Source organism: Pseudoalteromonas sp. S1608 (assembly GCF_005887265.1).
Taxonomy (GTDB): Bacteria; Pseudomonadota; Gammaproteobacteria; order Enterobacterales; family Alteromonadaceae; genus Pseudoalteromonas; species Pseudoalteromonas undina.
Genome location: NZ_PNDK01000052.1, coordinates 51,629 through 66,508 on the forward strand (window position 1 = coordinate 51,629; position 14,880 = coordinate 66,508).

General features: G+C 40.0%; 12 protein-coding genes. 10 read left to right on the top strand and 2 right to left on the bottom strand.

Going from position 1 to position 14,880, the window contains the following annotated elements:
• Positions 1 to 380: 380 nt before the first annotated feature.
• From CWB75_RS17065 to CWB75_RS17095, 7 genes are all read left to right on the top strand, one after another.
• Positions 381 to 2,615 (top strand): ABC transporter permease subunit, encoded by a 2,235-nt coding sequence (locus tag CWB75_RS17065; RefSeq protein ID WP_054202638.1) that lies wholly within the window; start codon positions 381 to 383, stop codon positions 2,613 to 2,615.
• Between the two features lie 15 nt (positions 2,616 to 2,630).
• The gene (gene pstA / locus CWB75_RS17070; protein ID WP_054202637.1) at positions 2,631 to 4,280 is read left to right on the top strand and encodes a phosphate ABC transporter permease PstA; all 1,650 of its coding nucleotides are present in this window, start codon (positions 2,631 to 2,633) and stop codon (positions 4,278 to 4,280) included.
• 19 nt (positions 4,281 to 4,299) lie between these two features.
• Entirely contained in the window at positions 4,300 to 5,127 is an 828-nt protein-coding gene (gene pstB, locus CWB75_RS17075) for a phosphate ABC transporter ATP-binding protein PstB (protein WP_008114812.1), read from the top strand.
• 44 nt (positions 5,128 to 5,171) lie between these two features.
• On the top strand, positions 5,172 to 5,873 hold the full coding sequence (phoU, locus tag CWB75_RS17080) for a phosphate signaling complex protein PhoU (protein ID WP_010391735.1): 702 nt from the start codon (positions 5,172 to 5,174) through the stop codon (positions 5,871 to 5,873).
• Positions 5,874 to 6,023: 150 nt separating this feature from the next.
• The gene (locus CWB75_RS17085) at positions 6,024 to 6,698 is read left to right on the top strand and encodes a TIGR00153 family protein (protein ID WP_010391736.1); all 675 of its coding nucleotides are present in this window, start codon (positions 6,024 to 6,026) and stop codon (positions 6,696 to 6,698) included.
• Between the two features lie 39 nt (positions 6,699 to 6,737).
• A complete protein-coding gene (locus tag CWB75_RS17090) occupies positions 6,738 to 8,006 on the top strand; it encodes an inorganic phosphate transporter (RefSeq protein WP_010391737.1) in 1,269 nt (422 codons plus the stop codon).
• 81 nt (positions 8,007 to 8,087) lie between these two features.
• A complete protein-coding gene (locus tag CWB75_RS17095) occupies positions 8,088 to 9,005 on the top strand; it encodes a hydrogen peroxide-inducible genes activator (protein ID WP_010391738.1) in 918 nt (305 codons plus the stop codon).
• Positions 9,006 to 9,051: 46 nt separating this feature from the next.
• Here CWB75_RS17095 and CWB75_RS17100 read toward each other — a convergent pair whose 3' ends face one another.
• Together CWB75_RS17100 and CWB75_RS17105 are read right to left on the bottom strand one after the other, a co-directional pair.
• Positions 9,052 to 9,255, bottom strand: coding sequence for a hypothetical protein (locus tag CWB75_RS17100; protein ID WP_010391740.1), 204 nt, complete (start codon positions 9,253 to 9,255; stop codon positions 9,052 to 9,054).
• A gap of 187 nt (positions 9,256 to 9,442) precedes the next feature.
• Complete coding sequence (locus CWB75_RS17105; protein ID WP_109874055.1) at positions 9,443 to 11,974, bottom strand: EAL domain-containing protein; 2,532 nt, start codon at positions 11,972 to 11,974, stop codon at positions 9,443 to 9,445.
• A 242-nt stretch (positions 11,975 to 12,216) separates the two neighbouring features.
• On the opposite strand from CWB75_RS17105, the gene queA reads away from it, so the two are divergent.
• The 3 genes from queA (at position 12,217) to yajC (ending at position 14,877) form a co-directional block, all read left to right on the top strand.
• Positions 12,217 to 13,248: a tRNA preQ1(34) S-adenosylmethionine ribosyltransferase-isomerase QueA gene (queA, locus tag CWB75_RS17110; RefSeq protein WP_010391744.1), complete on the top strand. Its 1,032-nt coding sequence runs from the start codon at positions 12,217 to 12,219 to the stop codon at positions 13,246 to 13,248.
• Positions 13,249 to 13,387: 139 nt separating this feature from the next.
• Positions 13,388 to 14,515 carry a tRNA guanosine(34) transglycosylase Tgt gene (tgt, locus tag CWB75_RS17115; RefSeq protein ID WP_138571273.1) on the top strand — a complete coding sequence of 376 codons (1,128 nt, stop codon included), beginning with the start codon at positions 13,388 to 13,390 and terminating at the stop codon, positions 14,513 to 14,515.
• 26 nt (positions 14,516 to 14,541) lie between these two features.
• Entirely contained in the window at positions 14,542 to 14,877 is a 336-nt protein-coding gene (gene yajC, locus CWB75_RS17120; RefSeq protein ID WP_010391747.1) for a preprotein translocase subunit YajC, read from the top strand.
• The last annotated feature ends 3 nt before the right edge of the window (positions 14,878 to 14,880 follow it).

Below are 14,880 nucleotides of genomic sequence, written 5' to 3' on the forward strand. Positions count from 1 at the left end.
AGGCATTAAGTGATGCTATCTAATGTATGTGATTCTAAATGTATGTAAAAGCTAACCACAAAAGGATTGTTACATCTTAAGAGGTTACTTTGTTGTTGTTATATTAGATGCCCATAGAGTATTGTCTTGGATAAATAGTTTGTCCAATTAATAATTGATTTAGTTCATTAAGAACGTATAAATAAATACAATCACTACTACAAACAATACTTTAATCTTATTTAAAATCGTGATTTTGCTTAAAATCCACTCATAAAGCTGAAAGTTTAATCTGCAAAGACAAACAGACTCTATATAAGTAAAGAATTATTACGACTGTAACATTACTGTCACTTTGATGAAATATAATGCGCCCAACGTTAAGATATAAGGGTGTTTTGATGACTTCAAATCCGAATAAACCGACTTTTAATACGGATCGAAGCCGTCTATTTAAAGACCGGTTTGCTAAGTTTGGCATAACCGCAGGCGGTATAATGGTATTAATAGCACTGCTATTGATCTTCTTTTACCTTCTTTATGTAGTGCAGCCTATTTTCGAGTCAGCTAAAGTTGAAAAACGCGCTAGCTTTAATGTTGCTAATGCTGAGCAAATAGTAGGGCTTGGTGTTGAGGAGCAAACTGAGGTTGCTTATTTACTTGATGATCAAGGTCAAGTTAACTTCTACAGTGTTGATAAAGCAAAGTTTGGTAAAAAACTAAAAACACTTAATGCTACTTTACCCGCGCAGGTAACCAGTTTTGCAAATAGTGCTCCTTTTCAAGGGCATTATGCGTATGGTTTAGAAAATGGCACAGTGACAATTGTAGCGCCTAAGTTTTTAGTCACCTTCCCTAATAATGAGCGTAAGCTAACTCCGCGTTTAGGTTATCCACTGGGTGAAATGGCACTCGAAGTTGATGAGCAAGGTACAGCTATTAAGCGTTTTGCCTTTAGTCATTATGAAGACAAAACAGCCGTTGTGGCACTTACTGCCGATAAACGTGTGGTATTTAGTAGCTTTGTAGCCGAAGAAAATATGTTTACCGGTGAAGTTGAATGGCAAGTGGAACGCACCGAGCTTAACGTTGATGGTCGCGTAGATGAGCTATTAATGTCGCCAGATACCACCCGCACATTTGTTCGTTCTGCCAATCAAATTTACGTATTCGATACCCGCTACCCAAGTGAAGTTGAGCAAATTCAATTATTATCTGCCAATGAAGAAAACGCGAATATAGTGTCATCGCAACTATTGGCTGGTGCAAACTCACTGATGTTGGCCAATGATAACGGTGAAATATCCCAGTGGTTTGAAATCAATACAGACTCAGGGCGTGAATTTCAAAAAATCCGTTCGTTTGAAACTACCAAACAAAGCAAGCTGAATATTTTTACTGAGTTTTATCGTCGTACCTTTTTTACTACAGGTCAAAATGGTGAATTAGGGCTTTATTACACCACCAGCGAAGCAAAGTTATGGCAAGGTAAAGTCAGTGATGGTGAAATTGAACAGTTTGCTATTGCTCCGCGTTCAAATGCGGCGCTAATTTTAGCTGATAACAAGCTGACGGTTTTAGAAATTCATAACGAGCATCCAGAAGTAACGTGGTCAGCGCTTTGGCAAGAGGTGTGGTACGAAGGCTACCCTGAGCCGGGTTATATTTGGCAATCTACTTCTGCCAGTGATGATTTTGAATCGAAGTTTTCCCTAGTGCCAATTTCATTTGGTACTTTAAAAGCTGCTATGTACGCAATGTTATTTGCTGTACCTATTGCTATTTCAGCCGCTATTTATACCGCTTATTTTATGTCGAGCGAATTGCGCCGTGTGGTAAAGCCAACGGTTGAAATAATGGAAGCTCTGCCTACGGTAATACTCGGCTTTTTAGCGGGCTTGTGGTTAGCGCCTTTAATTGAAGAGCACTTGCCGGCTATTGTTGGTTTACTGGTGTTACTGCCATTGGGTATTTTAGCAACCGCTTTAGGCTGGAATAAATTACCTGCGGTTATTCGCCATAAAATCCCAGAAGGCTCACATTCAATTTTATTAATACCAGTGGTGTTATTTATTGGTTGGTTGTCGTTTGCGATGAGCGAAAGTATTGAGTTATGGATGTTTGATGGCAATGTGCGTCAATACCTAACTAATGAATTAGGCATGACCTTCGATCAGCGTAATTCATTAGTAGTGGGTATCGCGATGGGCTTTGCGGTTATTCCAACTATTTTCTCAATTGCCGAAGATGCGGTATTTAGTGTGCCTAAACATTTATCAAATGGCTCGTTAGCATTAGGTGCTACGCAGTGGCAAACCCTAATTCGTGTGGTGTTATTAACCGCCAGCCCAGGTATTTTTTCTGCAGTAATGATGGGGTTAGGCCGTGCCGTAGGCGAAACTATGATTGTACTTATGGCTACCGGTAATACCCCAATTATGGATTGGAGTATTTTCCAAGGCATGCGTACCTTAGCCGCTAATATCGCCGTCGAAATGCCAGAGTCGGAAGTAGGGAGTTCGCATTACCGAATTCTATTCTTAGCCGCCTTTGTATTATTCATATTCACCTTTATTTTCAACACCGTTGCTGAGTTTGTTCGTCAGCAGCTGCGTGAAAAATACAGCTCAATGTAAGTGGAGAAACACGACATGGTAAAGCAGTGGTTTAGGTCTGGTTCTCCTTGGATTTGGATGACCGGTGGTGCTGTCAGCATCAGTTTAATTTCAGTAATTGGTTTACTCGCCATGATTGCATGGAAGGGATTAAGCTTTTTTTGGCCATCTCAAGTTATGCAGTATGAGCTTGAAGGTTCAATTGCGAAGCAAACCGTTATTGGTGAAATTTATGACCGTGAATTAGTACCTAAGTCGCGTTTAGCGGCAACCGGTATTGATGTTTCTAAATTTGAAAAAGACGAGGTTGAGCGTTTACTAATTAAAACAGGTAACCGTGAGTATGTTGATTTAGATTTTCGCTGGATACTCGAAACCGATATCAAACAAAGCTCAGCGCCTAAAGCACTTGCGGTGTTTGAGCGCAGCAAAAACGGTAATTTTTACGGGTATGTAGAAAGCGTCATTAAAGACGGTCAGACGGTAACAGCAGATAAAGTTGAAACCTTACATGACCTTGTAGAGCGTGCGGTTGACTTAAACGACGAAGCGCTTGATTTACAAAATGGCGACATAGGGCATATTAACTATGAGCTAGAGCGTTTACGTTTACAGGAAAAAGCCTACTTGCTTGATAACGAGCTAACCGACGAACGTGTTGCTGAACTTGCTCAAGCGCGTGCTGATTTACGTACGAAATATGGCGAATTAGAAAAAGAGTTATTCGCACTGCGTAAACAGGCTAAACGTGACCAAGTAACCGTAAAGGATATGCGTGGTGAGGTTGTTACAATCCCGCTATATCAAGTGTTGGATGTATGGTTTCCAAACGATATGGGCTTTTTTGCTAAACTAGGTCATTACTTTGTGCAGTTAGGTAAGTTTGTTTCAGATGACCCACGTGAAGCCAATACCGAAGGTGGCGTATTTCCTGCTATTTTTGGTACGGTATTTATGGTGATGTTAATGGCTGTGATTGTAACGCCATTCGGCGTGGTTGCTGCTATTTACTTACATGAATATGCGGCTAAAAACGCAATTACTAAAATGATCCGTATTGCGGTTATTAACTTGGCGGGTGTTCCGTCTATTGTATACGGCGTATTTGGCTTAGGCTTCTTTGTTTATATGGTTGGTGGTAGTGTTGACCAATTATTTTATCCTGAGTCATCGCCTACCCCTGTATTTGGTACACCTGGTGTGATGTGGTCGGCACTTACCTTGGCTATATTAACGTTGCCTGTGGTAATAGTGTCAACCGAAGAAGGTTTATCTCGTATTCCTAGTACAGTGCGTGATGGTTCATTAGCACTTGGTGCGACTAAGGTAGAAACGCTATGGCGAATCATTATTCCTATGGCCAGCCCTGCAATTATGACGGGGTTAATTTTAGCGGTTGCTCGTGCTGCGGGTGAAGTTGCACCGCTTATGCTGGTGGGTGTGGTAAAAATGGCGCCAACGTTACCGCTTGATGGTAACTTCCCATATATACATTTAGACAGAAAGTTCATGCACTTAGGTTTTCATATTTACGATGTTGGCTTTCAAAGTCCGAACGTTGAAGCGGCGCGTCCGCTGGTATATGCAACGGCCTTTTTGTTAGTGTCGGTTATTATTACCCTTAACATCACAGCCATTGGTATACGTAACCATTTACGTGAAAAATTCAGATCGCTTGAGCATTAATTTAGTATAGGTAACAAACATGATTACAGTCGCTCCAAAAGTAAACCAAGCAAAGCCAAGCTTGAAGTTAGATTTAAATAATTTAACAGACGAACAAAAAGCGCTAGAAATTAAAGATCTCGACCTTTACTACGGTGATAAACAAGCACTGAGTAAAGTAAATATGAATATTCCTAAAGGCCAAGTAACGGCATTTATCGGCCCGTCAGGTTGTGGTAAATCAACCTTATTACGTTGTATTAACCGCATGAACGACTTGGTTGATATTTGTCGTATTGAAGGCGAAATCATGCTGCATGGGCAAAATATTTACGATAAAAGCGTTGATGTTGCAGCCCTTCGTCGTAATGTCGGCATGGTGTTTCAGCGTCCAAACCCATTTCCAAAATCAATTTATGAGAATGTGGTTTACGGTCTTCGCCTGCAAGGCATTAAAGAAAAGCGTAAGCTAGATGAAGTGGTAGAGCAATCGCTACGTGGTGCGGCTCTTTGGGATGAAGTAAAAGACCGACTGCACGATAGCGCATTTGGTTTATCGGGTGGTCAGCAGCAACGTTTAGTTATTGCCCGCTCTATTGCGATTGAGCCTGAGGTATTACTACTTGATGAACCAACATCAGCACTCGATCCGATTTCAACCTTAGTAATCGAAGAACTAATTAATGATTTAAAGAATAAGTTTACTGTGGTTATTGTTACTCACAACATGCAACAAGCGGCCCGTGTTTCAGATCAAACAGCGTTTATGTATATGGGTGAGCTGATTGAGTATTCTGATACTAATACCTTATTTACGACGCCTACGAAGAAAAAAACAGAAGATTATATTACTGGTCGTTACGGCTAGTCGGGTTAAAACGCGAAAGCAATGAATTATTAAAGAAGGTCATTATGGAACACAACATTAATAAACATATTTCTGGTCGTTTTAATCAAGAGCTAGAAGATGTTCGTAATCATGTATTAAGCATGGGTGGATTGGTTGAGCAACAACTTAATAGCGCGCTTGATGCAGTAAGCCAAAACGATGCGGTATTGGCACAAAAAGTACGTGAAAACGACTACAAGGTTAATGCAATGGAAGTCAGTATTGATGAAGATTGCACCCGTATTATTGCTAAGCGCCAACCAGCAGCCAGTGATTTACGTTTGGTTATTGCAATAGCAAAAACCATTGCCGATTTAGAAAGAATTGGCGATGAAGCTAAGCGAATTGCTAAAGTTGCACTAGACTCATTTACTAAGGATCAACAAGATTTATTAGTAAACATTGAAAATATGGGTCGCCAAGTATCTAAAATGTTGCATGACGTTTTAGATGCGTTTGCACGTATGGATGTGCAACGCGCATTTGAAGTGCATAAAGAGGATGCTAAAGTAGATAGAGAGTATGAAGCAATTACTCGTCAAATAATGACTTACATGATGGAAGATCCGCGCTCAATTCCAAAAATTATGGATTTAGTATGGTCTGTTCGCTCATTAGAGCGTATCGGTGATCGTTGTCAAAACATCGCTGAATATGTCATTTATTTTGTAAACGGCAAAGATATTCGTCATACATCTCAAGAAGATATTGAAAAATCACTGTAGTGATACGAATAACTAAAAAATATCAAAGGCAGTAATACACTGCCTTTTTTATTTTTTGTAAATAATTGAATAAGAAAAAGCGTTCACAATCTAGCTTAATGCTGTAAAATTCAGGTTGAACAGCATATTGAATTGATTAAAGGGTCAGTTATGCCAACAAATTTTTTAGGTGTTTTTGCAAAATCACCTATAAAGCCAATAGAAGAACACATCAGAAAGGCTCATCAAGCTAGCGAAAGTTTGATACCTTTTTTTAATCATGTTTTTAAAGAAGAGTGGCAACAAGCAGAAGAGCTACGTTTAACCATTCGTAATATAGAACGTGAAGCTGATGAAATGAAAAGAACTATACGTTTACAATTACCTGGCGGATTATTTATGCCGGTAGAGCGTACAGATCTGCTCGAATTAGTAACCCAACAAGACAAAATTGCTAACAAGGCAAAAGACATTGCTGGGCGTGTAATTGGTCGTGAGATGATCATACCAAAAGAGATTCAAGAAGACTTTTTGGCATACGTAACTCGTTGTGTTGATGCAACTAAACAAGCATCTAAAGCGATCAATGAGTTAGAAGAATTGTTAGAAACGGGCTTTAAAGGCAGAGAAGTAACTCTGGTTGAAAAAATGCTCGTAGAATTGGATGCCATAGAACAAGACACGGATGAAATGCAAATTAGAATACGCCGCCAACTACGTAAAGTAGAAAGTGAGCTAAATCCAGTTGATGTGATGTTTTTATACAAAATCATTGAATGGGTTGGCGAGCTTGCAGATATTGCAGAGCGCGTAGGATCACGTCTTGAGCTGATGTTAGCTCGTTAATTTAAAATCAGTTCAAACACGAAAGATTAAGGTTACACAATGGATATCATTGCATCTTACGGCACGGTATTAATTTTAATTGCCGCAGCAGTCGGCTTTTTTATGGCTTATGGTATTGGCGCAAACGACGTTGCCAACGCGATGGGTACATCAGTAGGTTCAAAAGCACTTACCATTAAACAAGCGATTTTTATCGCGATGATTTTTGAGTTCGCAGGTGCTTATTTAGCGGGTGGTGAAGTAACATCAACAATTCGTAAAGGGATTATTGATGCGGCCCCATTTGCCGATATTCCTGAGCTGATGGTTTTAGGTATGATCGCCTCTTTATTCGCCGCAGGCAGTTGGTTATTAATGGCCTCATTTTTAGGTTGGCCGGTATCGACTACTCATTCAATCATTGGCGCTATTATTGGTTTTGCTCTAGTTGCAGTAGGTACAGAGGCTATTCAATGGGGTAAAGTTGCCGGTATTGTAGGTAGCTGGGTTGTAACGCCAGCGATATCAGGTTTTATAGCTTACTTAATATTTATGAGTGCGCAAAAGCTGATTTTTGACACCGACGCTCCACTTAAAAATGCAAAGCGCTTTGTACCAATATACATGGGTTTAGCTGGCTTTATCATGGCACTTGTGACCATTAAAAAAGGCTTAAAGCACATTGGTATTAATTTAGGTACTATTGAAGGTTTTGCTATTTCTATTGGTATAGCGGTACTGGTTGCTGTTATTGGTAAAATTGCTATTTCTCGTTTAAATATCGATCCTAAAGCGGATAGAGAAATGCAGTTTAACAATGTAGAAAAAGTATTTGCAGTACTTATGGTACTAACAGCTTGTTGTATGGCATTCGCTCATGGTTCTAACGATGTTGCTAATGCAATTGGGCCTCTAGCTGCTGTTGTAAACATTGTTGAAAACAATGGTGAAATTGCGAAGAAAGCCGCTATTGCTTGGTGGATATTACCACTAGGTGGTTTAGGTATTGTTGCCGGTCTTGCTATTTTAGGTAAAAAAGTAATTAAAACCATTGGTGAAGGTATTACTCATTTAACACCAAGCCGTGGTTTTGCTGCTGAATTAGCTGCTGCCTCTACCGTTGTTATTGCATCGGGCACAGGCTTACCTATTTCAACCACACAAACCTTAGTAGGCGCTGTGTTGGGTGTAGGTATGGCACGTGGAATTGCCGCACTTAACATGGGTGTAATAAGAAATATTGTAGTTTCTTGGGTAATTACATTGCCAGTTGGTGCTGCCCTTGCTATTGTTATTTTCTACGTACTAAGAACCGCCTTTGGGGTTTAATAAAAAGTACTTAAAAGACTTTTAGCTTGAAAAGATCTCAATGCCCTTGGTGTTGGGGTCTTTTTATTTGTGGAAAGAAAAATGACCAATCTCCCTAGTATTAAACAGCTGCAGTATTTATTAGCTGTACATCAACATCAACATTTTGGCCGAGCAGCAAGTGCCTGTTTTATTGGTCAGTCAACGCTGAGTACTGCGATTCAAAACCTAGAGGAAACTTTAGGATGTCAGCTTATAGAGCGAGAAAATCGCAGCCTAATGTTTACCACTATTGGTGAAGAGGTGGTTGAGCGTTCAAGAAAAATAATCAACGATACTATTAGTTTAAAAGAGTTAACTAAAAGCTTTTTAACACCGCTTAGTGGTACATTAACGGTAGGTGTTATTCCTACGATTGCGAGCTTTATTGCAGCGCCTTTGTATCACTTTTGTCAGCAAACGTTTGTAGATTTAGAGTTGGTACTGATTGAAGACACCAGTGATAAGTTACTTGATAAGTTAGAGCATGGTCAAATTGATTTAGCATTATTAGCGCTGCCCTACGAAACCGATAAATTTCATACCCAAGTATTAGCGCAAGATCACTTTAGTTTAGTGCACCATAAAGACTACACACCAGCTAAAGGCATTGAAGACTTTAATTTACTACCAGAAGCCAGTGTATTTTTACTTGAGCGAGAACACTGTATGACAGGGCATGCGCTCAGTGCGTGCCACTTAAATCGCTCTAGCTGTATAAATCCCTTTGAGGCGGCTAGCTTACATACTTTATTGAGTATGGTTGAGTATAAACTTGGCGTGACGTTTTTGCCGCAAATGGCGATTAATGCGGGTATTTTAGAAAACAAAAACATGCTAGCTACGCCATCGCAAGGCGATGCCTATCGCGATATTGGTGTATTGTGGCGTAAAACAACAGGGCGCATTCGTGACTTTAAATTGTTTAGCCAACAACTAGAGGTCTTTTTGAAAAAGCAGTGCAGTGTTGATTTTAAATAGGTAAAAAAAAGCGTATTTTAATTAATACGCTAAATAACACGGGGAATTATAGAGGCTGCTTATGCTGGCTGTGGTAGCTCTCTAGCGGCGGTAAAAATAGTAAGTAAACCCATACAACAACATTAAAGTACGGGACTAGCCCAAGCACTGTAAAGGTTTTTACAGGGTAGCCTTTAATCTGGGCATACTTGTAACATTGAAGCGCAATAGCAAAGTGTATAAACAATAATAACGTGATTAGTTGCGTCATAAACATCCTCCTTATGCCCCTATGTCCACCTTTAACAGTATAGACATCTAGACGATAAGAAATAAAGATGTCACGTAAAATCAAGGTAATCACTTAATTTTCATGACATTGTGCTGCCGATAAGCAAAGTATAGGTTAGATGGGCAAATTTGGAAGTAATAAATTGCTTAAATTTGTTTATTAATGTTTATAGTGACGTGAGGGTGTCTTGATAAAAAATAGGGTTGTTTTTAATTTTTTCTAACTCAATCAGTACCTTGTCAATTGGTACAGGGCGAGCAATAAAGTAGCCTTGCCCGTAGTCGATACCAATTTCTTTAAGTGCAAAAAATACTTCTGCGGTTTCTACATATTCGGCAACAGAGCGCTTATCTAGTGAGCGACTGATGTCATTTATGGCTTTCACTAGCGCTAAGTCAATGGAGTCATTGAGCATATCGCGAACAAATGAGCCGTCAATTTTTACGTGTTGGGCTGGTAATTGTTTAAGGTAATTAAAGGTACTGAAGCCGGTGCCAAAGTCATCAATTGAAAAGTGGCAACCTAAATTATTTAGTCGTTCAATCATTTTTCGTGTCGCCGCTAAATTATTAATACTGGCCGATTCGGTTATTTCAAAAATAATTTTCGCAGGAGACACTTGATACTTCTCAAGGGTCGACTCTATTAATGGCAGCAAACGCTCATCTAAAAATGACTGTGCCGATAAGTTTATTGCAATCTGAAGAAGCTCTGGATGTGCAGCAACACTCGCAATGCTGTTACGAATAACACATTGGTCCATTAAAAAGGTATCGTTGAGCATTTCCAATGAGGGAATAAATTGATTAGGGTAAATAAGTTCGTCGTCTAGCTTTAACCTTAGCAGTACTTCAAAGTAGGCAACCTGATTAGTTTTAAAATCCCAAATGGGTTGATAATGAAGCTCTATGCTGTCTTGTTGGAGTGCTTGACGTACCCCATGGCCCCACTCTAAACCCGTTTGCAGCGCATTGTTCTCACCATCTTGTTTTGAATAACAATGTACTAAGTTACGACCTAAATTTTTAGCAATATATAACGCAATATCTGACTGCTTTAAGCATTCATTCGGATCGCAGTTATCAGCGGTAATTTGGGTTAAACCAATCGAGCAACTAATTGAATAGATTTGCTCTTCAGATTTAAATTGGTTGCCTTCAATGGCACTACAAATTCCTTCTGCGATTAAATGTGCATCCAATAAATTGGTATTTTTAAGTATCACCGCAAACTCATCGCCACCGACACGGCAGATCAGATGCTCATTACTAATATTGGCAATAAATAGCTGCGCCACTTCTTTTAAAACAATGTCACCTTGTTGGTGGCCTTTACTGTCATTTATTATTTTAAAGTGGTCAAGGTCAATATAAATAAGCGCATGTTCAATATTTGTATGGGTGTTTTCGCTCTGGCAAATATAGTTAAGCTGCTGGTCAAAATAATAACGGTTGTGTAGTCCTGTTAAGGTGTCATGCAGGGCTAAATGGCGCAATTGCAACTCTGCTTGTTTGCGCTCATGAATGTTATCGAGTGTGGCGGTGATAGTGGCGTTGTTGCTGCTATTTTTTATTAACTGAAGCCGACATTCTACCCATACTGAGTTACCATTTTTTTGGCTTAGTTTAACTTCTATTTTTTGTTTGTTCGCACCACCTTGTAAAATATCATCAATTGTTGATTGTAATGACTGTTTATGTTCAGTGGTACAAAATGCAGTGAGTGGTTGTTGTAAGGTCGACTTAACTCCAAAGCCGCTCAGAGATTCCCACGCAGGGTTTATAAAGCGAATATTCCCTTGTTGGTCTAGTTCAAGTACAACCGTGTTCAAATGCAATAAAATACGCTGATGCGCTGAAAATAGGTCGCGATATTTAACTTCACTAATACTTAGCTGCTGTACCTTATTAGCAAACTCAGCATAGCTCACCATAAAATCTTCTCGACGAGCAGCATGATCGCAGACTTTATTTAAAAATGAGGGATCGTAAGGAGCACGAATAAAATCGGTAACGCCAGAAAGTAATAACTGCTCAGCGTAATCGGCATCGTTTTTATCAATAATAGTAACAATGGCTTGTTGAGGGTTATGCTGCAGAATCTTTTCAACTAATTGATTTGAACTCTCAGCTTGTGCTGCAGTGGCATCGAGTAGCACGATAGCAAACGGCTGCTGATTATAGGCACTTAGCGCGGCTTTTTCGTTAGTAACATGAGTAATTGCAAAGTTTAGCTTTAACTGTTCACTCATATCATTTGCCCTGCTGGCAAAGGGTTCTAATAACAATAGGTTTAAGCGACTACTTTTTTCTAAATGGCTCGACAACACGTTTGCTAGTATTTGCGGCAATATATCTTGGCGTTCAAAAGGCAGTACCGCATCTATACCATAGCTACGCGCGGTGGTTTCGGCGATACGCTCACAATAAATGGGCGGAATTAGCAAAATAGGCGTGTTTTTCGGCGTTTTAAGTAAACCAGAGCGGATCATACGTGAAAACCGCCAACCATCAATCTTACCTACATCTAAGCCGGTTATGATTATATTTACGCTTTGATTCTTTAAGATTTTTAACGCATCTTGGCTGTCTGAGGCCTCAATAAACTCAAACACACTAAGTCTCTCCAGCGTGGCACGTATAGTCTGGCGCTCATCATTACTTGCATTTAATATTAGCAATTTAAGCTGTTTCGCCACGTAGGTACCACTCCGAGAAATGCAGATCATAAAACTGTAAGAGTAATGATATTTAGCCATAAGAACAAGCGTATTTAACCGCTATTTTAAATGTAGTTCATTAGTGGCCAATTAGGGAGAATATAAGGGATATTTTGAGCTTCATTAGTAATAGTAATTAGGGAGAATATAGGGGTTATCTTGAGCTTCATTACTAATAGTAATACACTTGGCGCGATTTTAAATGATGTGGAATTCTAACAATGCGCGTAGCTGATTTTAGCTTTGACTTACCTGATGAATTAATTGCTCGTTTTCCTAAAGCAGACAGAACCAGTAGCCGTTTATTGAGCTTAGATGGGCCGAGCGGTGCTGTTGAGCATAAAATATTTAGTGACATTCTCGAACTGGTTAACGAAAACGACTTATTGGTTTTTAACAACACCAAAGTAATACCTGCGCGTATGTTTGGTCAAAAAGAATCTGGCGGTAAAGTTGAAGTGCTGGTAGAGCGTGTATTAGACGAGCACCGGGTTCTTGCGCACATTCGTGCTAGTAAATCGCCAAAACCGGGCAATGTACTCATTTTAGAGGGCAAAGCAAAAGCCATTATGGTGGCACGCCACGATACGTTATTTGAGCTTGAGTTTGACCGCAGTGAAAATGTGCTCGACATTTTAAATGATGTTGGCCATATGCCGCTTCCTCCTTACATTGATCGCCCAGATAATGAAGCGGACCGAGAGCGATACCAAACAGTATATGGCGAAAAGCCAGGCGCCGTTGCAGCACCAACAGCAGGCCTTCATTTTGATGATAAACTCATGGCTGCACTTAAAAATAAAGGCGTACAAATGGCCTTTGTTACCTTGCATGTTGGCGCAGGTACATTCCAGCCGGTTAGGGTAGAAAGTGTTGATGAGCACATCATGCACTCTGAATATATTGAAGTGCCGCAAGCTGTGGTGGATGCGGTTGCAAGCACTAAAGCCAAAGGCGGGCGTGTGATTGCGGTAGGTACAACTTCAGTTCGCTCTCTAGAGTCGGCTGCAAAAATACATGGCGGCAAGTTGGATACTTACTTTGGTGATACCGATATCTTTATTTTTCCGGGTTATCAATTTAACGTTGTTGATGCCATGGTCACCAACTTCCATTTACCTGAATCAACCCTAATTATGCTGGTCAGTGCCTTTGCAGGGCAAGACAATATTATGGGTGCTTACAATACTGCGATTGAACAACAGTATCGCTTTTTTAGCTATGGCGATGCGATGTTTTTGACCCGTAAATAATTTACAGCGTTATCGGTTTTTATTTTACTCCTAAGCACAGTGAATTTATCACTGCTAATAGTAATAGGGTGGTAAAAAGGGTAGAATCGAGCGGTTAAATTATAGCTTGTTGGACTGTTTTTCCGACACAGAGGATATTATGAAATTTGAATTAGACTGCACCGATGGCAAAGCACGCCGCGGTCGCTTGATTTTTGACCGAGGTGTAATAGAAACACCAGCGTTTATGCCTGTAGGCACTTATGGCACGGTTAAAGGCATGACACCTGATGAAGTTAAAGCAACGGGTGCACAAATCTGTTTAGGCAATACATTTCACTTAATGTTGCGTCCAGGTACTGAAATCATCAAACAGCATGGTGATTTACACGATTTTATGAACTGGGACTTCCCAATTCTTACTGACTCAGGCGGTTTCCAAGTATTTAGCCTTGGCGCAATGCGTAAAATCACTGAAGAAGGCGTAATGTTCCAATCGCCAGTTAATGGTGATCAAATTATGATGTCGCCAGAGAAATCAATGGAAGTGCAGCGTGATCTTGGCTCAGATATCGTGATGATATTTGACGAATGTACGTCATATCCTGCCACTGAAAAAGAAGCCAAAGACTCTATGGAGCTTTCTCTTCGTTGGGCTAAGCGCTCAAAAGAAGGGCATGGCGACAACCCGTCAGCATTGTTTGGTATTATTCAAGGCGGTATGTATCCTGAGCTTCGTGCACAATCACAAGCGGGCCTTGAAGAGATTGGTTTTGATGGCTATGCGCTTGGTGGTTTATCGGTTGGTGAACCTAAAAATGAAATGATCAATATTCTTGATCATTGTGCTTATAAAATGCCAGAAAACAAACCACGTTATTTAATGGGTGTAGGCAAGCCAGAAGACTTAGTTGAGTCGGTTCGTCGTGGTATTGATATGTTTGACTGTGTAATGCCAACGCGTAATGCACGTAATGGTCACTTATTTATTACAACGGGTACCATTAAAATCCGTAACGCAGTGCATAAAACAGATACGGGTCCACTTGATCCAGAGTGTGATTGCCATACCTGTAAAAATTATTCGCGCGCCTACTTGCATCATTTAGACAAATGTAACGAAATTTTGGGTGCACGACTAAACACTATCCATAACTTACGATACTATCAACGTGTTATGGAAGGTTTGCGTAATGCTATTAGCGAAGGTCAACTAGAGACATTTGTCCACGATTTTTACGCTCGCCGAGGCCAAGAAGTGCCAGAGCTAGCTGATACAACAAATTAAAATTTAAAAATTAAAGAGGAAGTATTATGAGTTTATTTATTTCAAACGCGCATGCAAGCGCTGGTGCACCTGCAGCAGGCGGCGGTATGGAAATGCTAATTATGTTAGCGATTTTTGGTTTGGTTTTTTACTTTTTAATTTACCGCCCGCAAGCAAAGCGCGTAAAAGAGCATAAAAGCTTAATGAGCGCGATGGCAAAAGGCGATGAAGTGCTAACCCAAGGTGGTTTAGTGGGTAAAATCGTAAAAATTGCTGAAGATAAAGACTTCATCGTGATCTCATTAAATGAGCAAGCAGAAGTAACAGTACAAAAATCAGCAGTATCTGCTGTATTGCCTAAAGGCACAATGAAGTCGCTATAAAAA

Excerpts from the sequence above, each read along its gene's own strand:
- CWB75_RS17065 (WP_054202638.1), top strand. The coding sequence starts at position 381 with ATGACTTCAAATCCGAATAAACCGACTTTTAATACGGATCGAAGCCGT.
- pstA (WP_054202637.1), top strand. The coding sequence starts at position 2,631 with ATGGTAAAGCAGTGGTTTAGGTCTGGTTCTCCTTGGATTTGGATGACC.
- pstB (WP_008114812.1), top strand. The coding sequence starts at position 4,300 with ATGATTACAGTCGCTCCAAAAGTAAACCAAGCAAAGCCAAGCTTGAAG.
- phoU (WP_010391735.1), top strand. The coding sequence starts at position 5,172 with ATGGAACACAACATTAATAAACATATTTCTGGTCGTTTTAATCAAGAG.
- CWB75_RS17085 (WP_010391736.1), top strand. The coding sequence starts at position 6,024 with ATGCCAACAAATTTTTTAGGTGTTTTTGCAAAATCACCTATAAAGCCA.
- CWB75_RS17090 (WP_010391737.1), top strand. The coding sequence starts at position 6,738 with ATGGATATCATTGCATCTTACGGCACGGTATTAATTTTAATTGCCGCA.
- CWB75_RS17095 (WP_010391738.1), top strand. The coding sequence starts at position 8,088 with ATGACCAATCTCCCTAGTATTAAACAGCTGCAGTATTTATTAGCTGTA.
- CWB75_RS17100 (WP_010391740.1), bottom strand. The coding sequence starts at position 9,255 with ATGACGCAACTAATCACGTTATTATTGTTTATACACTTTGCTATTGCG.
- queA (WP_010391744.1), top strand. The coding sequence starts at position 12,217 with ATGCGCGTAGCTGATTTTAGCTTTGACTTACCTGATGAATTAATTGCT.
- tgt (WP_138571273.1), top strand. The coding sequence starts at position 13,388 with ATGAAATTTGAATTAGACTGCACCGATGGCAAAGCACGCCGCGGTCGC.
- yajC (WP_010391747.1), top strand. The coding sequence starts at position 14,542 with ATGAGTTTATTTATTTCAAACGCGCATGCAAGCGCTGGTGCACCTGCA.